This window comes from Rhizobium leguminosarum (genome assembly GCF_019798305.1).
Lineage (GTDB): Bacteria > Pseudomonadota > Alphaproteobacteria > Rhizobiales > Rhizobiaceae > Rhizobium > Rhizobium leguminosarum_U.
On sequence record NZ_JAAXDD010000003.1, the window covers coordinates 388,285 to 404,140 of the forward strand.

The 15,856-nt window shown below is 62.1% G+C and carries 14 protein-coding genes and 1 pseudogene; 4 read left to right on the forward strand and 11 right to left on the reverse strand.

Annotated elements, in window-relative coordinates; all coding sequences use genetic code 11:
• Positions 1-13: 13 nt before the first annotated feature.
• The 8 genes from HFO99_RS07720 to HFO99_RS07755 all read right to left on the reverse strand — a co-directional run bounded on the left by HFO99_RS07720 (position 14) and on the right by HFO99_RS07755 (position 8,040).
• Positions 14-772, reverse strand: coding sequence for a fumarylacetoacetate hydrolase family protein (locus tag HFO99_RS07720; RefSeq protein WP_222360341.1), 759 nt, complete (start codon positions 770-772; stop codon positions 14-16).
• Between the two features lie 79 nt (positions 773-851).
• Complete coding sequence (locus HFO99_RS07725) at positions 852-2,231, reverse strand: FGGY-family carbohydrate kinase (RefSeq protein WP_222360343.1); 1,380 nt, start codon at positions 2,229-2,231, stop codon at positions 852-854.
• Positions 2,228-2,548 carry an L-rhamnose mutarotase gene (gene rhaM, locus HFO99_RS07730; RefSeq protein WP_003547822.1) on the reverse strand — a complete coding sequence of 107 codons (321 nt, stop codon included), beginning with the start codon at positions 2,546-2,548 and terminating at the stop codon, positions 2,228-2,230. Before rhaM ends, HFO99_RS07725 begins: the two co-directional genes overlap by 4 nt.
• Positions 2,545-3,552 (reverse strand): ABC transporter permease, encoded by a 1,008-nt coding sequence (locus HFO99_RS07735; protein WP_222333615.1) that lies wholly within the window; start codon positions 3,550-3,552, stop codon positions 2,545-2,547. The genes rhaM and HFO99_RS07735 overlap by 4 nt, the downstream gene beginning before the upstream one ends.
• Positions 3,549-4,550 carry an ABC transporter permease gene (locus HFO99_RS07740; protein WP_003553868.1) on the reverse strand — a complete coding sequence of 334 codons (1,002 nt, stop codon included), beginning with the start codon at positions 4,548-4,550 and terminating at the stop codon, positions 3,549-3,551. Before HFO99_RS07740 ends, HFO99_RS07735 begins: the two co-directional genes overlap by 4 nt.
• A gap of 25 nt (positions 4,551-4,575) precedes the next feature.
• Entirely contained in the window at positions 4,576-6,111 is a 1,536-nt protein-coding gene (locus HFO99_RS07745; protein ID WP_222360345.1) for a sugar ABC transporter ATP-binding protein, read from the reverse strand.
• A 73-nt stretch (positions 6,112-6,184) separates the two neighbouring features.
• A complete protein-coding gene (gene rhaS, locus HFO99_RS07750) occupies positions 6,185-7,180 on the reverse strand; it encodes a rhamnose ABC transporter substrate-binding protein (protein ID WP_024320014.1) in 996 nt (331 codons plus the stop codon).
• 47 nt (positions 7,181-7,227) lie between these two features.
• Positions 7,228-8,040, reverse strand: coding sequence for a DeoR/GlpR family DNA-binding transcription regulator (locus HFO99_RS07755; RefSeq protein WP_011655152.1), 813 nt, complete (start codon positions 8,038-8,040; stop codon positions 7,228-7,230).
• Between the two features lie 198 nt (positions 8,041-8,238).
• Here HFO99_RS07755 and HFO99_RS07760 point away from each other — a divergent pair, with 198 nt between their 5' ends.
• Entirely contained in the window at positions 8,239-10,335 is a 2,097-nt protein-coding gene (locus tag HFO99_RS07760; RefSeq protein WP_222360347.1) for a bifunctional rhamnulose-1-phosphate aldolase/short-chain dehydrogenase, read from the forward strand.
• 64 nt (positions 10,336-10,399) lie between these two features.
• On the opposite strand, the gene HFO99_RS07765 is transcribed toward HFO99_RS07760, so the two are convergent.
• Positions 10,400-10,558 carry a YqaE/Pmp3 family membrane protein gene (locus HFO99_RS07765; RefSeq protein ID WP_003547831.1) on the reverse strand — a complete coding sequence of 53 codons (159 nt, stop codon included), beginning with the start codon at positions 10,556-10,558 and terminating at the stop codon, positions 10,400-10,402.
• 77 nt (positions 10,559-10,635) lie between these two features.
• Here HFO99_RS07765 and rhaI point away from each other — a divergent pair, with 77 nt between their 5' ends.
• On the forward strand, positions 10,636-11,928 hold the full coding sequence (rhaI, locus tag HFO99_RS07770; protein WP_222360350.1) for an L-rhamnose catabolism isomerase: 1,293 nt from the start codon (positions 10,636-10,638) through the stop codon (positions 11,926-11,928).
• 94 nt (positions 11,929-12,022) lie between these two features.
• On the opposite strand, the gene HFO99_RS07775 is transcribed toward rhaI, so the two are convergent.
• Positions 12,023-12,481: a carboxymuconolactone decarboxylase family protein gene (locus tag HFO99_RS07775; RefSeq protein WP_024320017.1), complete on the reverse strand. Its 459-nt coding sequence runs from the start codon at positions 12,479-12,481 to the stop codon at positions 12,023-12,025.
• A 126-nt stretch (positions 12,482-12,607) separates the two neighbouring features.
• Here HFO99_RS07775 and HFO99_RS07780 point away from each other — a divergent pair, with 126 nt between their 5' ends.
• On the forward strand, positions 12,608-13,477 hold the full coding sequence (locus tag HFO99_RS07780; RefSeq protein ID WP_222360352.1) for a sigma-70 family RNA polymerase sigma factor: 870 nt from the start codon (positions 12,608-12,610) through the stop codon (positions 13,475-13,477).
• 274 nt (positions 13,478-13,751) lie between these two features.
• A pseudogene (locus HFO99_RS07785) lies at positions 13,752-14,953 on the forward strand (amidohydrolase/deacetylase family metallohydrolase).
• Positions 14,954-14,974: 21 nt separating this feature from the next.
• On the opposite strand, the gene HFO99_RS07790 reads toward HFO99_RS07785, so the two are convergent.
• On the reverse strand, positions 14,975-15,823 hold the full coding sequence (locus HFO99_RS07790; protein ID WP_222360354.1) for an IclR family transcriptional regulator: 849 nt from the start codon (positions 15,821-15,823) through the stop codon (positions 14,975-14,977).
• Positions 15,824-15,856: the final 33 nt, after the last annotated feature.

The window sequence follows — 15,856 nt, forward strand, 5'->3', positions numbered from 1 at the left end:
CCGCGGCGTCAAATCAACCCTTCGACACCGAGAAGCTGAGGTGGGCCTTGCCGAGTTCGATGTCGATCTCGCCGGGTTCGGTCAGTTCGATCGCGCCGCTCAACGTGCCTGTGGTGATGAGCGCACCCGTCTTCAGCGATGTCTGTGGGCGCAAGCCGTCATTGGCGTAATCGACGAGCCAGGTGAGAACATCGCCCTTCGGATGCTGTGCTGGACCATTATAGATCGTGCGGCCGGCATGGGTGACCTTGAGCGGCGTTGCGGCGGCGGTGTCGACGACGCTTTTTTCGACCTCCGGGCCGAGCACATAGCCGCTGTTGCCGAGCCGGTCGGCGACGAACAGCAGAAACGAAACGCTGCCGCTTTCCCTAATGGCGCTCACCAACAGTTCAGCGCCAACATAGACAGCGGAGATCGCCTCGACCACCTCGGCGCGGCTGTAGGAAGCGCCTGTGCGGACCGGCAGATCGCTGCCGAGACGGACGGCGATCTCGGTCTCGAATTTCAGGCCCGGATACCAGGGAATGTCCGCGCCCGAAACGCCTTCGGCATACGGATGCAGCGGAGCGGTGACCGCCTGGCCCTGCGGCGAGACCGTGACTTTCCACGCATTGCTCGAAATACCGTCCGCAGCGGCAAGCAAGTCCTGCGCCTCCATCGCCTGATCGAGATCGGCTGGCAGCGCGAAAGTGCTCGTTGCCTCCTGACGGCCGGACTGTCTCAGGCTATGAAGCCCGGCTGCAAGGGCGCGCGGATCGAAAGTCTCTGTCATGCTATCTCCTCGACCTGATTTTCGAGGAGCCACACTAACCAGAAGGCACGGATGAACAAGGCCGCTTTTGGAAAGACTCCTATTCCATCGCCGCGTACCAGCAGGTGCGATAGGCGGTCAGCCCCGGGATATCGGTCGGCGGAACATGCGTCTCGGCGCCCGACACCGGCCGGATGCCGGTCAGAAGGGCGGCACCCTGGCTGGTGCCGGTCGAACCCGGAAGGGCCATGACCTCGCGGCCGGTTAGGGTGGCCAGCAGCTTGAGATAGGTCTCATTCAGCGCAAAGGGCCCTTCGACGATAACCGGGCCTTTGGCGCCGATCAGTCCGAGGCAGGCATCGGTCATCAAAGCGAGATAGAGACAGGCAGCGGCAGAGCGCTCGTCGAGGCTTGCCTCTTCGGCGCCGATCCAGCGGCTTGTCTTTCCCGGAAAGGGCCCGGAACCCGGGGCGATATTCGGAAGCAGCATCACGCCTTTGCCGATGACCCGGCCGATTGCCGCTTGTGCGGCTTTTTCGTCGACAGGGCCGATTTCGGCCGACAGGATTTCGAATTCACGGCCGCCCATGAAACGGGAGGAGGGGACGGCCCGGCCATAGGCATCGACATTGGCGAGCGCATCGCGTTTCGGATCGAGATGATCGAGATCGCCGCCGACGCCGAAATTGATGACCCATGTGCCGGTGGAGACGACGGCAAAGGGTGCGGCCCGGTGGACCAGATGCGGCAGCAGCGAGGCATTGGAATCGTGAATGCCGCAATAGACCGGCACGGGTGCGGCAAGGCCGAGCTCAGCGGCGATATCCGGCAGGACCGGGCCAAGCGCATCGAAAGCGGAACGGATCGGCGCCATGAGGTCGCCGATGGCGAGCCTGTCGACGAGTGAGGAATAGCGGCCGGCCCTCGGGTTCCAGAGGTCGGTATGGCAGCCGAGCGAGGTCAGCTCATTGGCGGCAACACCCGTCAGCCGCGCCGTCCAGTATTGCGCATAGGTGAGGATGGTCGCCACCCCGGCAAACTCCTCGGGAAAGGCGCTCTTCTGGTAGTGCAGCTGCGCGCCGATATTGAGACCCATAGCGAGGTGCGGCGAGAAGGTTTCGTCGAAGGAGGGGCGCAGCCGCGTATAGGCGTCGCGGATTTCCTGAGGATATTCGTGTTCATAGTCGACGACAGGCATGGCAAGCGTGCCGTCCCGGGCAAGGAGTGCCGCGGAGGCGCCATGGGTGGTGATCGAAATGGCGTCGAAGCCAGGCTCGCGCGCAAGGTTCTTCAGCGCATCGAGCGCAAAGGACCAGAGAGCCTCTACGTCGTAGTGCGGATAGAGACCGGTTTTGATCGAGATATTCGGCCGTTTCAACATGGCGATCTCGGCGCCCGTCTCGCTGTCGAGGACGACGACCTTGGCGTTGGTCTTGCCGATGTCGAGGACGGCGATGCGGCGATAGGAGGTGGCGTTCATGGCATATGGAAGACGGTGACCAGGTCGCTCTGGACCGGTGAATTATCGGGATTGGTCGCCATGATATCGGCCATATAAGCCCACCATTTTTTCACGACCGGATGCTCTGGCAGGCTCGCCATCGTGTGGTCGGCCGGCCGCGTCAACACGCCGAACAGCGTGTTGGTCTCGCGGTCGAGATGGATGGAATAGTCGCTGGCCCCTGACTTGTGCAGGAGATCGACCAGTTCCGGCCAGATCTCGTCATGCCGCCGGCGGTATTCGGCTTCCATGCCGGGATTGAGCTGCATCTTGAAGGCGTGTTTTTCTAAAGTCATCGGGAGCTCATGACCTTGATGCGACGGGCGATGATCGGGATGGCGATGGTGATGATGAGAAGCAGGCCGATGAAGATCGACATGACGATGCCGGGCACGTTGAGCAGGCCGAGGCCGAAGGTGACGAGGCCCATGACGAAGGCAGCGATGACGACGCCGACGATCGTGCCGGAGCCGCCGAGGATCGAGATGCCGCCGAGCACGACCATGGTGACGACCTCGAGTTCCCAGCCCTGGGCAATCGACGGCCGGGTCGAGCCGAGGCGTGAGGTCAGGCAGACGGCGGCGATGCCGCTCATGACGCCGGTCAGCAGGAAGAGGATGAATTTGACGCGTTCGACCGGAATACCCGAAAAGCGGGCGGCGAAGTCGTTGTTGCCGATCGCATAGACCTGCCGGCCGAAATTCGTCGCATGCAGCAGCACGGCGAAGAGGATCGCCAGCACGATGAAGAGCACGAATTCGAAGGAGAATACCCAGACGACATAACCCTGGCCGAAATAGGCGAAATCTGCCGGGTATTTGCCATAGGCCTGGTCGCCGAGGACGATATAGGAAATGCCGCGGAAAAGGCTCATCGTGCCGATGGTGACAACGATCGACGGCAGTTTCAGCACCGAGACCAGAACGCCGTTGAAAATGCCGCAGGCAAGGCCGGTGCCGATGCCGATCGCGACCAGACCCGGTGTGCCGATGCCGACCTGCGCTGCCGCGCCCATTGCCGTCGAGGCGAGCGCGATGACCGCGGCGACCGAGAGATCGATCTCGCCTGATATGACGAGCAGCGCCATGGCGAAGGCAATCATTGCCTTTTCGGTGAAATTGAAGGTGGCGTCCGAAAGGTTCCAGGCATCGAGGAAATAGGGCGAGGCGAGCGAATTGAAGATGAAGATCAGCACGGCGACGGCAAAGAGCAGCACTTCCCAGCTCGCGAGGATGCGGCGGAAGGGTGTGCCGAGGCGGTCGGGAATGACCCGCTTTTCGTGGGTGGACACGGTGCTCATGCTGCGGCCTCCGTTCTGATCTCGGCCGCGGCGCGGTCGCGCAGGATGATGCGGCCGCGGTTGCGCTCACGCCTGGCGTTGAAGGCGACGGCGAGAATGATGACGGTTCCGGAGATCGCCATTTGCGTGAAGGGTGAAATGCCGATCACCGGCAGCGCATTCTTGATGACGCCGAGGAACAGCGCGCCGAGCACGGTGCCGGCGACCGAGCCGACGCCGCCGGCAATCGAAATGCCGCCGATGACGCAGGCCGCGACGCTGTCGAGCTCGAAGCCGTTGGCGATATCGACATAGGCAACAGCATAACGCGACACCCAGAGATAGCTCGCAAGACCGGCCAAGGCGCCCGACAGAACGAAGGCCAGGAATTTCGTCCAGCCCGTATCGATGCCGGCATAGACGGCCGCGGTCGGATTGCCGCCGGTGGCATAGGCCGAGCGGCCGAATTGGGTGTATCTGAGCAGGACATACATCAGCAGCACGATGACGATGCCCACCCAGCCGAGAACCGGCAGGCCGAGGATCGGCGTGCGCGGCACCGACAGGAAGACCGGCGTCATCTGGTGGGCGTTCACCCACGCCCCGCCCGAGAGCACGAAGGCCATGCCGCGATAGATGGTCAGCGTGCCGAGTGTCACGACGATCGGCGGGATTTCGAGCGCCCAGACGAGAAAGCCGTTGATGGCGCCGAGGCAGGCGCCGATGACGATCGCGGCAAGGATGAGCACGACGAGCGGCAGGTCGGGATAGGCGGCATTCATCATGGCGATCGCCATGCCGGTGAAGGCGAGGTTGGCGGCGACGGACAGGTCGATCGATTTCGTCAGGATAACCGTCATCTGCGCGAGCGCCAGGATGATCAGGATGGAGGTATCGTTGAAAATGCCGGCGAGGTTCTCCGGCGTTGCGAAATCGGCAGCGCGCGTCGAAAAGATCGCGATCATCACGACGATGATGAGGAACAGCAGGGTTTCGCGTTTTCTGATCAGTCTTGCCATGCTTTTACCTTGTGCATTGCGAGCCTCATGCATTGCCGGTGGCGGCGCGCACCAGCGCTTCCGGCGACAACTCGGCGCGGTCGAAAATACCGGCGGCGAGACCCTCCTTCATCACCAGGACGCGGTCCGACATGCCGATGATTTCGGGCAGTTCGGACGAGACCATGATGATCGACAGGCCCTCGGCGGCGAGTTCGCTGATGAAGCCGTGCACGGCGGCCTTCGAGCCGATGTCGATGCCCTTTGTGGGTTCATCGAGGATGATGACCTTCGGCGCCGTCGCCAGCCATTTGCCGATGACGACCTTCTGCTGGTTGCCGCCGGATAGCGTGCCGACCGGGACGGAAAGGGCGGCGGCCCGCAGATCGAGCCGCTCGGCATATTTGCGGGCGAGGGCGAATTCTTCTGCCGCCCTGAGGAAGCCTCGGCGCGAGGTGCGGCTAAGCGAAGGCAGCGTCATGTTTTGGAAGATCGGCATCGGCAGCGCCAAGCCGTGGCGGCCGCGCTCCTCCGGCACATAGACGATGCCGGCCCGGATCGCGTCCTGCGGCGAATGGATGGTGATTTCGCGGCCTTCGAGCATCATGGTGCCGGAGAGTGGCCTGGTGATGCCGAAGAGCGATTGGGAAAGTTCCGAACGGCCGGCGCCGATCAGGCCGTATATGCCGAGAATCTCGCCCTGGCGGAGCGTGAAGGAGATGTCGCGGAATTCGGTGCGATGGCTGTAGTTGCGGATCTCCAGAACCGGGCCGCCGATGGCGACGTCGACCTTCGGGAAAGCGTTCTCGACGTCGCGGCCGACCATCATGCGGACGATCTCGTCCTGTGGCGTCTCCTTGAGTCGGCCTTGGCCGACGGCGCGGCCGTCGCGGAAGACGACGAAATCGTCGGCGATCTCGTAGACCTCGTCGAACTTGTGGCTGATGAAGAGGATCGCCTTGCCCTTTTCCTTCAGGCCGCGGACGATGCGGAAGAGATCGTCGATCTCCTTGCGGGAAAGGGCTGCCGTCGGCTCGTCCATGATGACGATGCGGGCCTCGATCGACAGAGCGCGCGCAATCGCCACCAGGTGGCGCTGCGCGATCGAGAGGTCCTTCAGCCGGATCGTCGGGTCAATATTGCTTTCGAGCGCGATCAGCAGTGTCTTGGCGCGGCTGTTCATCGCCTGCCAGTCGATGGTGCGCAAACGCGTGCGCGGCGCATGGCCGAGGAAAATGTTTTCGGCAACCGTCAGTTCGTCGAACAGCACGGTTTCCTGATGGATGGCGGTAACGCCGGCATCGATCGCGGCCTGGGCGCTGGCAAAGGTCACCGGCTGGTCGTCGACCAGGATCTCGCCTTCGTTCGGCCTGTAGATGCCGGTCAGGATCTTGACCAGCGTCGATTTGCCGGCGCCGTTTTCGCCGATCAGCGCAGTGACCGTGCCGGGATGCAGCGCGATGCTGACATTGTCGAGCGCCTTCACGCCCGGAAAGATCTGGGAGATGCCGCGCATTTCCAGAATGGCGGGCGCATCACCGGTTTTGCTGTCCGTGGCGGTTTGTTGAAAGGCGGCGTTCATCGAGCTTCTACCAGTGTCGAATGAGAATCCCGGCGGCCATCAGGCCGCCGGGCTTTAATGCGGTGGTTCCGGATCAGAAGACCTTGGAGAACTGGTCGATGTTCGAAGCATTGTAGACGAAGGGATCGGCCATGGCGGCTTCGCCGTTGTCGCCGACCTTGATCTTGCCCATGCGGCCGACTTCGATCTCGCTGCCTGGCTTGCCGTCGGTCTCGCCCTTGACGAGGCGATAGGCGATCTGCGTTGCGGAGTAGCCGAGATCGATCGGGTTCCAGATGGCGAATTCCTTCGTCGCGCCCGACTTGATCGCGCCGGCCATTTCGGACGGCAGGCCAAGGCCGGTGACGTAGACCTTGCCGACAAGGCCCTTGTCTTCGACAACCTTTGAAGCGGCGAGAACGCCGACTGTCGTCGGAGCGACGATGACCTTGATGTTCGGGTTCGCCTTCAGCAGGCCCTCGGCTTCACGATAGGACTTGTCCGAGAGGTCGTCGCCATAGACCGTGGTGACGAGGTTGAGGCCTGGGAAATCCTTGAGCTGCTTCTTCATCTGGTCGATCCAGATGTTCTGGTTGGTCGAGGTGGTCGTTGCCGACAGGATGGCGAAGTCACCCTTGCCGCCGTCGAGATGGTCCTTGACGAGCGTCAGGCACATCTTGCCGATCAGCTCGTTGGACGACGGGTTGAGCTGAAGGATTCGGCCTTCAGGTGCGACGCCGGAATCCCAGGAGATGACCTTGATGCCGCGCTGTGTCGCCTTCTTCAGCGCCGGAACGAGCGCGTCGGGATCGTTGGCCGAAACGGCGATGGCGCTGACGCCCTGAGCGATCAGCGAATTGATGACTTCGATCTGGCCTTCGGCCGTCGTCGTCGTCGGACCGGTATAGATGACCTCGACGCCGCCGAGTTCCTTGGCGGCTTCCTGCGCACCCTTGTTGGCAGCATCGAAGAAGCCGTTGCCGAGCGACTTGACGACGAGACCGATCTTGATGTCGGCAGCACTTGCCGTTCCGGCCATCATGGCGACGGCAAATGCCACGCCGATTGCGAGTTTCTTTGCGAGTTTCATGCTTCATCCTCCCACTTGATTGACACTCTTCACACCTCCCCGGCGCCTTATGCGACCGACGAGGAATCCTCCTTGATTGCCTGGGCGACCGGGCTCGCGACAATGAGTCTGATGCCGGCATTCTCGATCATCCTGACGGCTTCCTCTGGAATGCCGTCATCGGTGATGATTGTAGACACACGCTCGAGCGGGCACAGAATGAGGCTCGACCGGCGATGGAACTTGCTGGAATCGGCCATGACGACCAATTCGTCGGCCTGATGCATCAGCTTCTGTTCGCTCTGGATGATCAGCGCGTCGGCTTCCATGATGCCGAGCGGGCCAATACCTTGCGCGCCGATGAAGAAGCGGCGGGCGTAGAAATTGCGGATCGCATCATTGTCGAAAGGGGAGAGGATCAGGCTCTGTTCGCGATAGATCGCGCCGCCCGGCACCGTTACCGTGTTCTTCGAATGCTTGACCAGATGTTCGGCGATCGCGAAGGAATTGGTCATCACCTGCAGGCGGTGCGCCGCCATGAAATGCACCATCTGGAAGGTGGTCGTGCCGCCGTTGATGATGATCGCGTCGCCCGGATCGCATAGCTCGACGGCCTGGCGGGCGATTGCGCGTTTCTTGTCGATATTGACCGATTCCGAAACGCGGAAGGGGCGGCCGGCGAGATTGCCGAGCTGCGGCGGATGCACGGCCTCGGCGCCGCCGCGCACACGCCGGATCTTGCCCTGGACATGAAGAGCCGCGATGTCGCGCCGGATCGTCGCCTCGGAAGCCTCCGTCAGTTCGGAAATATCCTGAACCGTCACGACGGACTTTTCCTGAACGGCGCTCAGAATGATGCGATGGCGTTCGCGTTCGTGCATAGGGCTCCTCCTTGGACCGTTTATTTCGCACATATGACAATGTGTCAATCAAAAACGATCATAGATTTTCATATTGCGCTGCACAATAATCGAATTTGATCGTTTTCGATTGACAACCTCCATTTTGATGAGCGATACCGTCAGCGAAAAGGGGCGCGAACTTTGCGTCTCGATGAAGATTTCATATGGGAGGATGACATGGCGGCGAACGTCCGGCTTCTGGAAAACCGGTGGGATGATGCTTACGCGGCAGGCCTCGATGAGCCTGGCAAGCTGCTCTATCGCTCCAACCTGCTCGGCGCCGACAAGCGCATCACCAATTATGGCGGCGGCAACACCTCGGCGAAGGTGATGGAAACCGATCCGCTGACCGGCGGCAAGGTGAAGGTACTTTGGGTCAAGGGCTCGGGCGGCGACGTCGGCACGATCAAGCTCGACGGTTTCGCGACGCTCTACCAGGACAAGCTGGAATCGCTGAAGGGCATCTACAAGGGTGTCGAAGACGAGGACCGCATGGTCGGCTTCCTGCCGCACTGCACCTTCAACCTGAATGCCCGTGCCGCCTCGATCGACACACCGCTGCACGGTTTCGTGCCTTTCACCCATGTCGACCACATGCATCCCGACGCGATCATCGCGATCGCCGCGTCGAAGAATTCCAAGGAATTGACGCAGCAGATCTTCGGCGACGAGATCGGCTGGCTGCCCTGGCGCCGTCCGGGCTTCCAGCTCGGCCTCGACCTCGGCGCTTTCGTTGCAGCCAATCCGAATGCAAAGGGCGTCGTGCTCGAAAGCCACGGCCTCTTCACCTGGGCGAATGATGCCAAGGCCTGCTACGAGCTGACACTCGATGTCATCAATAAGGCGATCGTCTGGTTTGCTGAAAAGACCGAAGGCAAGACGATTTTCGGCGGCGCGGTCACGCAGAACCTGGTCGTTGCCGAACGCCGCGCCATCGCCGCCCGGCTGATGCCGGAGATCCGCGGTCGCATCGGCAAGCAGGAGCGTAAGCTCGGACATTTCGACGATCAGGACGCCGTGCTCGAATTCGTCAATTCCAGCGATTTGCGTCCGCTCGGCGCGCTCGGCACCAGCTGCCCGGATCATTTCCTGCGCACCAAGATCCGCCCGCTGATCGTCGATTTCGACCCGGCCAAGCCGGATGTCGACGCGATCGTCGCCGGTCTCGACAAGGCGCTGGAGGACTACCGCGCCGACTACGCCCGCTATTATAACGACTGCAAGCATGACAATTCGCCCGCCATGCGCGATGCCAATCCGGTCATCTTCCTCGTTCCCGGCGTCGGCATGCTATCCTTTGCCCGCGACAAGGCGACGGCCCGCATTGCCAGCGAATTCTACGTCAACGCCATCAACGTCATGCGCGGCGCCTCGACGGTCTCCGAATATCAGGGCCTGCCCGAGCAGGAAGCCTTCGATATCGAATATTGGCTGCTCGAAGAAGCCAAGCTGCAGCGCATGCCGAAGCCGAAGAGCCTGGCCGGTCGCGTCGCCTTCGTCACCGGCGGCGCCGGCGGCATCGGCCGGGCGACGGCCGCGCGGCTCGTCGGTGAAGGCGCCTGCGTGGTGCTTGCCGATATCGACCAGGCAGCACTCGAGGGGACCGAAGCCGATTTCGTCAAGAAGTTCGGCGTTGACGCCGTGCGCAGCGTCCGGCTCGACGTCACCAAGGAAGATGCGGTGATCGCCTCCTTCGCGGAAGCCTGCGTCGAATTCGGCGGCATCGATATCCTCGTCTCGAATGCCGGCATTGCCTCCTCCGCACCGATCGAAGCGACCGAACTGTCGACGTGGAACCGCAATATCGACATTCTGGCGACCGGCTATTTTCTCGTCTCGCGTGAAGCCTTCCGCCTGCTTCGCCGTCAGACGCTCGGCGGCAACGTCGTCTTCGTCGCTTCGAAAAACGGTCTGGCCGCTTCGCCGAATGCGGCTGCCTATTGCACGGCAAAGGCTGCCGAAATCCATCTCGCCCGCTGCCTGGCGCTCGAAGGCGCGGATGCCGGCATCCGCGTCAACACCGTCAACCCGGATGCCGTCCTGCGCGGCTCGAAGATCTGGAGCGGCGAATGGCGCGAGCAGCGCGCCGCCTCGTCCAAGATCGAGGTGGACGATCTCGAGGAACATTACCGCAAGCGGTCGATGCTGAAACTCAACGTGTTTCCGGAAGACATCGCCGAGGCGATCTATTTCCTCGCATCGGACCTTTCGGCAAAATCGACCGGCAACATCATCAACGTCGATGCCGGCAACGTGCAGAGTTTTACGCGCTAGAGCAATTCCAGCAGCAGTGTGCAGGGGTTTTGCGTCCGGAATTGCGTAGAGCAAACGGAGGGAGCTATTTCCGGAGGATCACCCATATCGCGTGGATGATCCCCGGCACATAGCCGCAGAGTGTCAGCAATATATTGAGCCAGAAATGCAGGCCGATCCCGACCTGCAAAAATACGCCAAGGGGCGGCAGGATGATCGCAAGAAGAATGCGGACAACGTCCATCGTCGCTCCTTAGTTTGAAGACTTGTAAGCGTTTGAACGCGAACCGTGCCCTATGGTTCGCGACCAGGGAGGAATAGATGACAGAATCCAGGATTGCGCCAGATCTGGTCGCGACGGACAACGACAAGCGGGCAATCGCGCTGAAAGCCGATTACGAGGCGCTGGGTGCGACGCTTGCCCGTCGCGGCGTCGATATCGAAGCAGTCACCCGGAAGGTTGGGGAATTCTTCGTTGCCGTTCCCTCCTGGGGCGTCGGCACCGGCGGCACGCGTTTTGCCCGTTTCCCCGGCACCGGCGAGCCGCGCGGCATCTTCGACAAACTCGACGATTGCGCCGTCATCAACCAGCTGACGCAGGCGACGCCGAACGTCTCGCTGCATATTCCCTGGGACAAGGCGGATGCCAGCGAATTGAAAGCCAAGGGCGACGCGCTCGGCCTTGGCTTCGATGCGATGAATTCGAACACCTTTTCCGATGCGCCCGGCCAGGCCCATTCCTACAAATACGGCTCGCTCAGCCACACCGACGCGGCGACGCGGGCGCAGGCGGTCGAGCACAATCTCGAATGCATCGAGATCGGCAAGGCGCTCGGCTCCAAGGCGCTGACGGTCTGGATCGGCGACGGCTCGAACTTCCCCGGCCAGAGCCATTTCACCAAGGCTTTCGAGCGTTACCTCGCTTCGATGGCGGATATCTACAAGGCGCTGCCCGACGATTGGAAGCTGTTCTCCGAGCACAAGATGTACGAACCGGCCTTCTATTCCACAATCGTGCAGGATTGGGGCACCAACTACCTGATCGCGCAGACGCTCGGGCCTAAGGCTTACTGCCTCGTCGATCTCGGCCACCATGCGCCGAACACCAATATCGAGATGATCGTCGCCCGCCTGATCCAGTTCGGCAGGCTCGGCGGCTTCCACTTCAACGATTCGAAGTATGGCGATGACGATCTCGACGCCGGCGCGATCGATCCCTACCGGCTGTTCCTCGTCTTCAACGAACTGGTCGATGCCGAGCAGCGCGGCGTCAACGACTTCAACCCGGCCCATATGATCGACCAGTCGCACAACGTCACCGACCCGATCGAAAGCCTGATCAACAGCGCCAACGAAATCCGCCGCGCCTATGCGCAGGCGCTGCTCGTCGACCGCAAGGCGCTCTCCGGTTACCAGGACGACAACGACGCGCTGATGGCGTCGGAAACGCTGAAGCGCGCCTATCGCGCCGATGTCGAACCGATTCTGGCCGAAGCCCGCCGCAGGGCCGGCGGCGCAATCGACCCGATCGCCGTCTACCGCGCCAGCGGCTATCGCAGACAAGTGGCGGCCGAGCGTCCGGCATCCGCTGCCGGCGGCGGTGGAATCATCTGAACGACTGATTGTCTCGCATGGCCTGAAGCCATGCTGATCAGGGATGAGGGTTGCCGGCAGCGCAGGGGTGACGCGCTGCCGGCAACCTCGCCGTTTACGGCTTCCAGGCCCCGGCGATCTGGCGGGTGGCGATGTTCAGCCGGTTCCAGACATTGATGTTGGCGATGGCGATGACGAGTGCCGCAAGGCTCCTGCCGTCATAATGCCGGGTCGCCTCGTCCCAGATATCATCCGGCACCGGGTCGGCGCGGTCGCTAATGCGGGTCACCGCCTCGGTCAGCGCAAGGGCTGCCCGCTCGGCATCGCTGAAATAGGGCGAGTCGCGCCAGGCGCCGATGGCAAAGAGCCTTTCGTCGGTTTCGCCGAGCTTCTTTGCAATGCGGGGATGACCGTCGACACAGACGCTGCAGCCGTTGATCTGGCTGGCGCGCAGGTTGACGAGTTCGAGCAGCTTCGGTGAAAGACCGGTTTCGGCCGGCACCTTGCTGAGAGCATTGAGCGCCTGCATGGCTGCGGGAAGAACCAGGGCGGGATTTCCCATTCGCTCCTGCATGACCATTTTTTCCTGCATGGTATGTCTCCTTGATGCGTTTATGGTTCGACGATCCGCCGGCGCTGTCACATCGGCCGGGTTTCATTCGTCATGGCCTTGACGGAACGCAGCGGAGGAATGTGACAAATGGACGAGAAAAAATGGCTGGCCGATGAGTTCGAGGCGAACAGAGCGCATCTGAGGGCCGCAGCCTATCGCATGCTCGGCTCGCGCAGCGAGGCGGAGGATGCTGTTCAGGAGGCCTGGCTGCGGCTCAGCCGCACGGACACGACAGGGGTCGGCAATCTCGGCGGCTGGCTGACGACGGTGGTGGCGCGCATCTGCCTCGACATCCTGCGCACCCGCAAGACCCGGCGCGAGGAGCCGCTGGAGGCGCCGGTTCATGGCGGGATCGCCGATCCCGCGAACGATCCCGAGCGCGAAGCCGCCTTTGCCGATTCGGTCGGTCTGGCGCTGCTCGTCGTGCTGCAGACGCTGGCGCCCGCCGAACGTGTCGCCTTCGTGCTGCATGACATGTTCGATCTGCCCTTCGACGAGATCGCGCCGATCATCGGCCGTTCGTCCGGTGCCACCCGTCAGCTCGCAAGCCGCGCCCGCCGCCGGGTGCAGGGGGTGGACGAAGCGCCTGATGTCGATTTCGGCCGCAAGCGGACGATCGCCGAGGCCTTTCTGACGGCCTCGCGCAACGGCGATCTGGAAGGGTTGCTCGCGGTGCTTGCCCCTGATGTCGTCTTCCGGCCGGATGCGACGGCGGCCCGCTTCGGCACCATTGGCGAAACCCGCGGCGCGGCTCACGTGGCCGAAGCCTTCAAGGGTCGGGCGCAGGCGGCAGAAATCGCCATCGTCGACGGCGATCTCGGATTCGTCGTGCAGATCAAGGGCCAGCTCCGCGTCGTGGTGGCGCTGACGATCGCCGATGGCAGGATTGCCGCGATCGACGCCATCGCCGATCCGGATCACCTGGAACGGCTTGACTATTCGATTCTTCGGGATTGAAAACAAACAGGAATTTATCGGATCTTCGAGACAGGTGCGCTTCGCAAGGAGCGTGCCGTTTACGTTTCCTCGATGGCGACGACCGCGTCATTTTCCTTGACAGCTTCGTCTTCGGCTTTATTCTATTATAAAGCCTTATGTATCATAGTTATGGAATTTCCGGTACGGCGCCCTGAGAGGCCATCTCTAGCTTCCCCATTACTCTTCCATAATGACCCGCAGACGGATGGCCGAGGCGTGATCCCGGTCCGAGACTTCGAAAGGAATGCATGTCATGCCCGGCGACCAGACGAAGAAGCCGCTTCTCCTCACCAATGTCAAACCGATGGCTTTTGGTGCGGGCACACAAGAGGGGGCAATCGACATTCTCGTCAATGCCGACGGTAGGATCGCCGAGATCGGTCCGTCGCTCGCGGTTTCGCAGGATGTTGCGCGCATCGACGGCAAGGGCGCCTTCATTTCGCCGGGCTGGGTCGATCTGCACGTGCATATCTGGCACGGCGGCACCGATATTTCCATCCGTCCGTCCGAATGCGGCGTCGAGCGCGGCGTCACCACGCTGGTCGATGCCGGTTCGGCCGGCGAGGCGAACTTCCATGGCTTCCGGGAATATATCATCGAGCCCTCGCGCGAACGCATCAAGGCCTTCCTCAATCTCGGCTCGATCGGTCTTGTGGCCTGCAACCGGGTTGCGGAATTGCGGGATATCCGCGATATCGATCTCGACCGCATCCTTGAAGTCTATGCCGAAAACAGCGAGCACATCGTCGGCATCAAGGTGCGCGCCAGCCATGTCATCACCGGGTCCTGGGGCGTCACCCCGGTCAAGCTCGGCAAGAAGATCGCCAAGATCTTGAAAGTGCCGATGATGGTGCATGTCGGCGAGCCGCCGGCGCTCTATGACGAAGTGCTTGAGATCCTCGGCCCCGGCGACGTCGTCACCCACTGCTTCAACGGCAAGGCCGGTTCGAGCATCATGGAAGACGAGGACCTCTTTGCTCTCGCAGAGCGCTGCGCCTCCGAAGGCATCCGCCTCGACATCGGCCACGGCGGCGCCTCCTTCTCGTTCAAGGTCGCCGAGGCGGCGATCGCGCGCGGGCTTCTACCGTTCTCGATCTCGACCGACCTGCACGGCCATTCGATGAATTTCCCGGTCTGGCGACGACGATGTCGAAGCTGCTCAGCGTCGGCATGCCCTTCGACAAGGTGGTGGAGGCCGTCACCCATGCGCCGGCATCCGTCATCAAGCTGTCGATGGAGAACCGGCTTTCGGTCGGCTCGCAAGCGGAATTCACCATTTTCGACCTGGTCGATTCCGATCTCGAGGCGACGGATTCCAACGGCGACGTCTCGGTCCTCAACAAGCTGTTCGAGCCGCGCTATGCAGTGATGGGCGCCGATGCCTTCACCGCCAGCCGTTACGTGCCGCGGGCGCGTAAGCTGGTGCGCCACAGCCACGGCTATTCCTACAGGTAGGATCGGCTGACGCGGCAAGCGTCAGCGGTTGCGCCAGCCCATCAGCTTTTCGATCCGTTCCGCTGAACTGCGCACATGCGCCGTATAGTGGTTCTCGTCGGAAAAGGCCTTCTGTTCCGGCAGCACGATGGAAATGGTGGCGATGCACTGGCCGTCGCGATCGCAGATGGGCGAGGCGATGCAGGCAACCGCGTAATCCGATTCCCCCGCCTGAATCGACAGGCGCGACTCGAAGGCCTTGCCGGCGGCTTCCGACAGCGTGCCCGGATCGATCTCGGCGCGGCCGGTCGGTGAAGAGCGGGCACAGCGCTTGAACAGTTCGATGCGCTCCTCCTCCGCCAGGTGGCCGACGAGCAGGCGACCGGAGGCCGTCCAGTTCAGCGGCACCCTTGTGCCGACGCGGGACGCCACCTGAAAATGGCTCGGGCCGTCGGCCATGGCCAATACCAGCATATAGTCCCCGTCGCGGCCGCAGACCTGCACGGTTTCGCCAGCCTGGCGGCAGAGATCGTGCATTTCGTGGGTGGCGATGCTCATGAAATCCAGGGACCTGGCATAGGCAAGGCCGTAATGGTAGAGCCGCGCGCCGAGCCAGATCGAGCCGTCCGCCTGACGTGCCAGCATGTTCTTCTCGACGAGATCGTCGACGATGACGTAAACGGTCGATAGCGGCGCCTTCACCGCCTTGGCGATGGCATAGACGCCGGCAGGCGATCCGGTCTCGTAAAGATGGTCGATCACTTGAAGCGCCCGGTCGATACCGCTGACACGCGCGCGGCGCGCGCCCTTGCCAGCAGCCTCGTCGGCAACGCCCTCATCTTCGGAGTAAACCGCGGGGGATGTCTTTCCGTCCAATTCCACGCACCTCATGAAAAATGCCATTATGTTACATTACTATGGCAT

Excerpts from the sequence above, each read along its gene's own strand:
- HFO99_RS07720 (WP_222360341.1), bottom strand. The coding sequence starts at position 772 with ATGACAGAGACTTTCGATCCGCGCGCCCTTGCAGCCGGGCTTCATAGC.
- HFO99_RS07725 (WP_222360343.1), bottom strand. The coding sequence starts at position 2,231 with ATGAACGCCACCTCCTATCGCCGCATCGCCGTCCTCGACATCGGCAAG.
- rhaM (WP_003547822.1), bottom strand. The coding sequence starts at position 2,548 with ATGACTTTAGAAAAACACGCCTTCAAGATGCAGCTCAATCCCGGCATG.
- HFO99_RS07735 (WP_222333615.1), bottom strand. The coding sequence starts at position 3,552 with ATGAGCACCGTGTCCACCCACGAAAAGCGGGTCATTCCCGACCGCCTC.
- HFO99_RS07740 (WP_003553868.1), bottom strand. The coding sequence starts at position 4,550 with ATGGCAAGACTGATCAGAAAACGCGAAACCCTGCTGTTCCTCATCATC.
- HFO99_RS07745 (WP_222360345.1), bottom strand. The coding sequence starts at position 6,111 with ATGAACGCCGCCTTTCAACAAACCGCCACGGACAGCAAAACCGGTGAT.
- rhaS (WP_024320014.1), bottom strand. The coding sequence starts at position 7,180 with ATGAAACTCGCAAAGAAACTCGCAATCGGCGTGGCATTTGCCGTCGCC.
- HFO99_RS07755 (WP_011655152.1), bottom strand. The coding sequence starts at position 8,040 with ATGCACGAACGCGAACGCCATCGCATCATTCTGAGCGCCGTTCAGGAA.
- HFO99_RS07760 (WP_222360347.1), top strand. The coding sequence starts at position 8,239 with ATGGCGGCGAACGTCCGGCTTCTGGAAAACCGGTGGGATGATGCTTAC.
- HFO99_RS07765 (WP_003547831.1), bottom strand. The coding sequence starts at position 10,558 with ATGGACGTTGTCCGCATTCTTCTTGCGATCATCCTGCCGCCCCTTGGC.
- rhaI (WP_222360350.1), top strand. The coding sequence starts at position 10,636 with ATGACAGAATCCAGGATTGCGCCAGATCTGGTCGCGACGGACAACGAC.
- HFO99_RS07775 (WP_024320017.1), bottom strand. The coding sequence starts at position 12,481 with ATGCAGGAGCGAATGGGAAATCCCGCCCTGGTTCTTCCCGCAGCCATG.
- HFO99_RS07780 (WP_222360352.1), top strand. The coding sequence starts at position 12,608 with ATGGACGAGAAAAAATGGCTGGCCGATGAGTTCGAGGCGAACAGAGCG.
- HFO99_RS07790 (WP_222360354.1), bottom strand. The coding sequence starts at position 15,823 with ATGAGGTGCGTGGAATTGGACGGAAAGACATCCCCCGCGGTTTACTCC.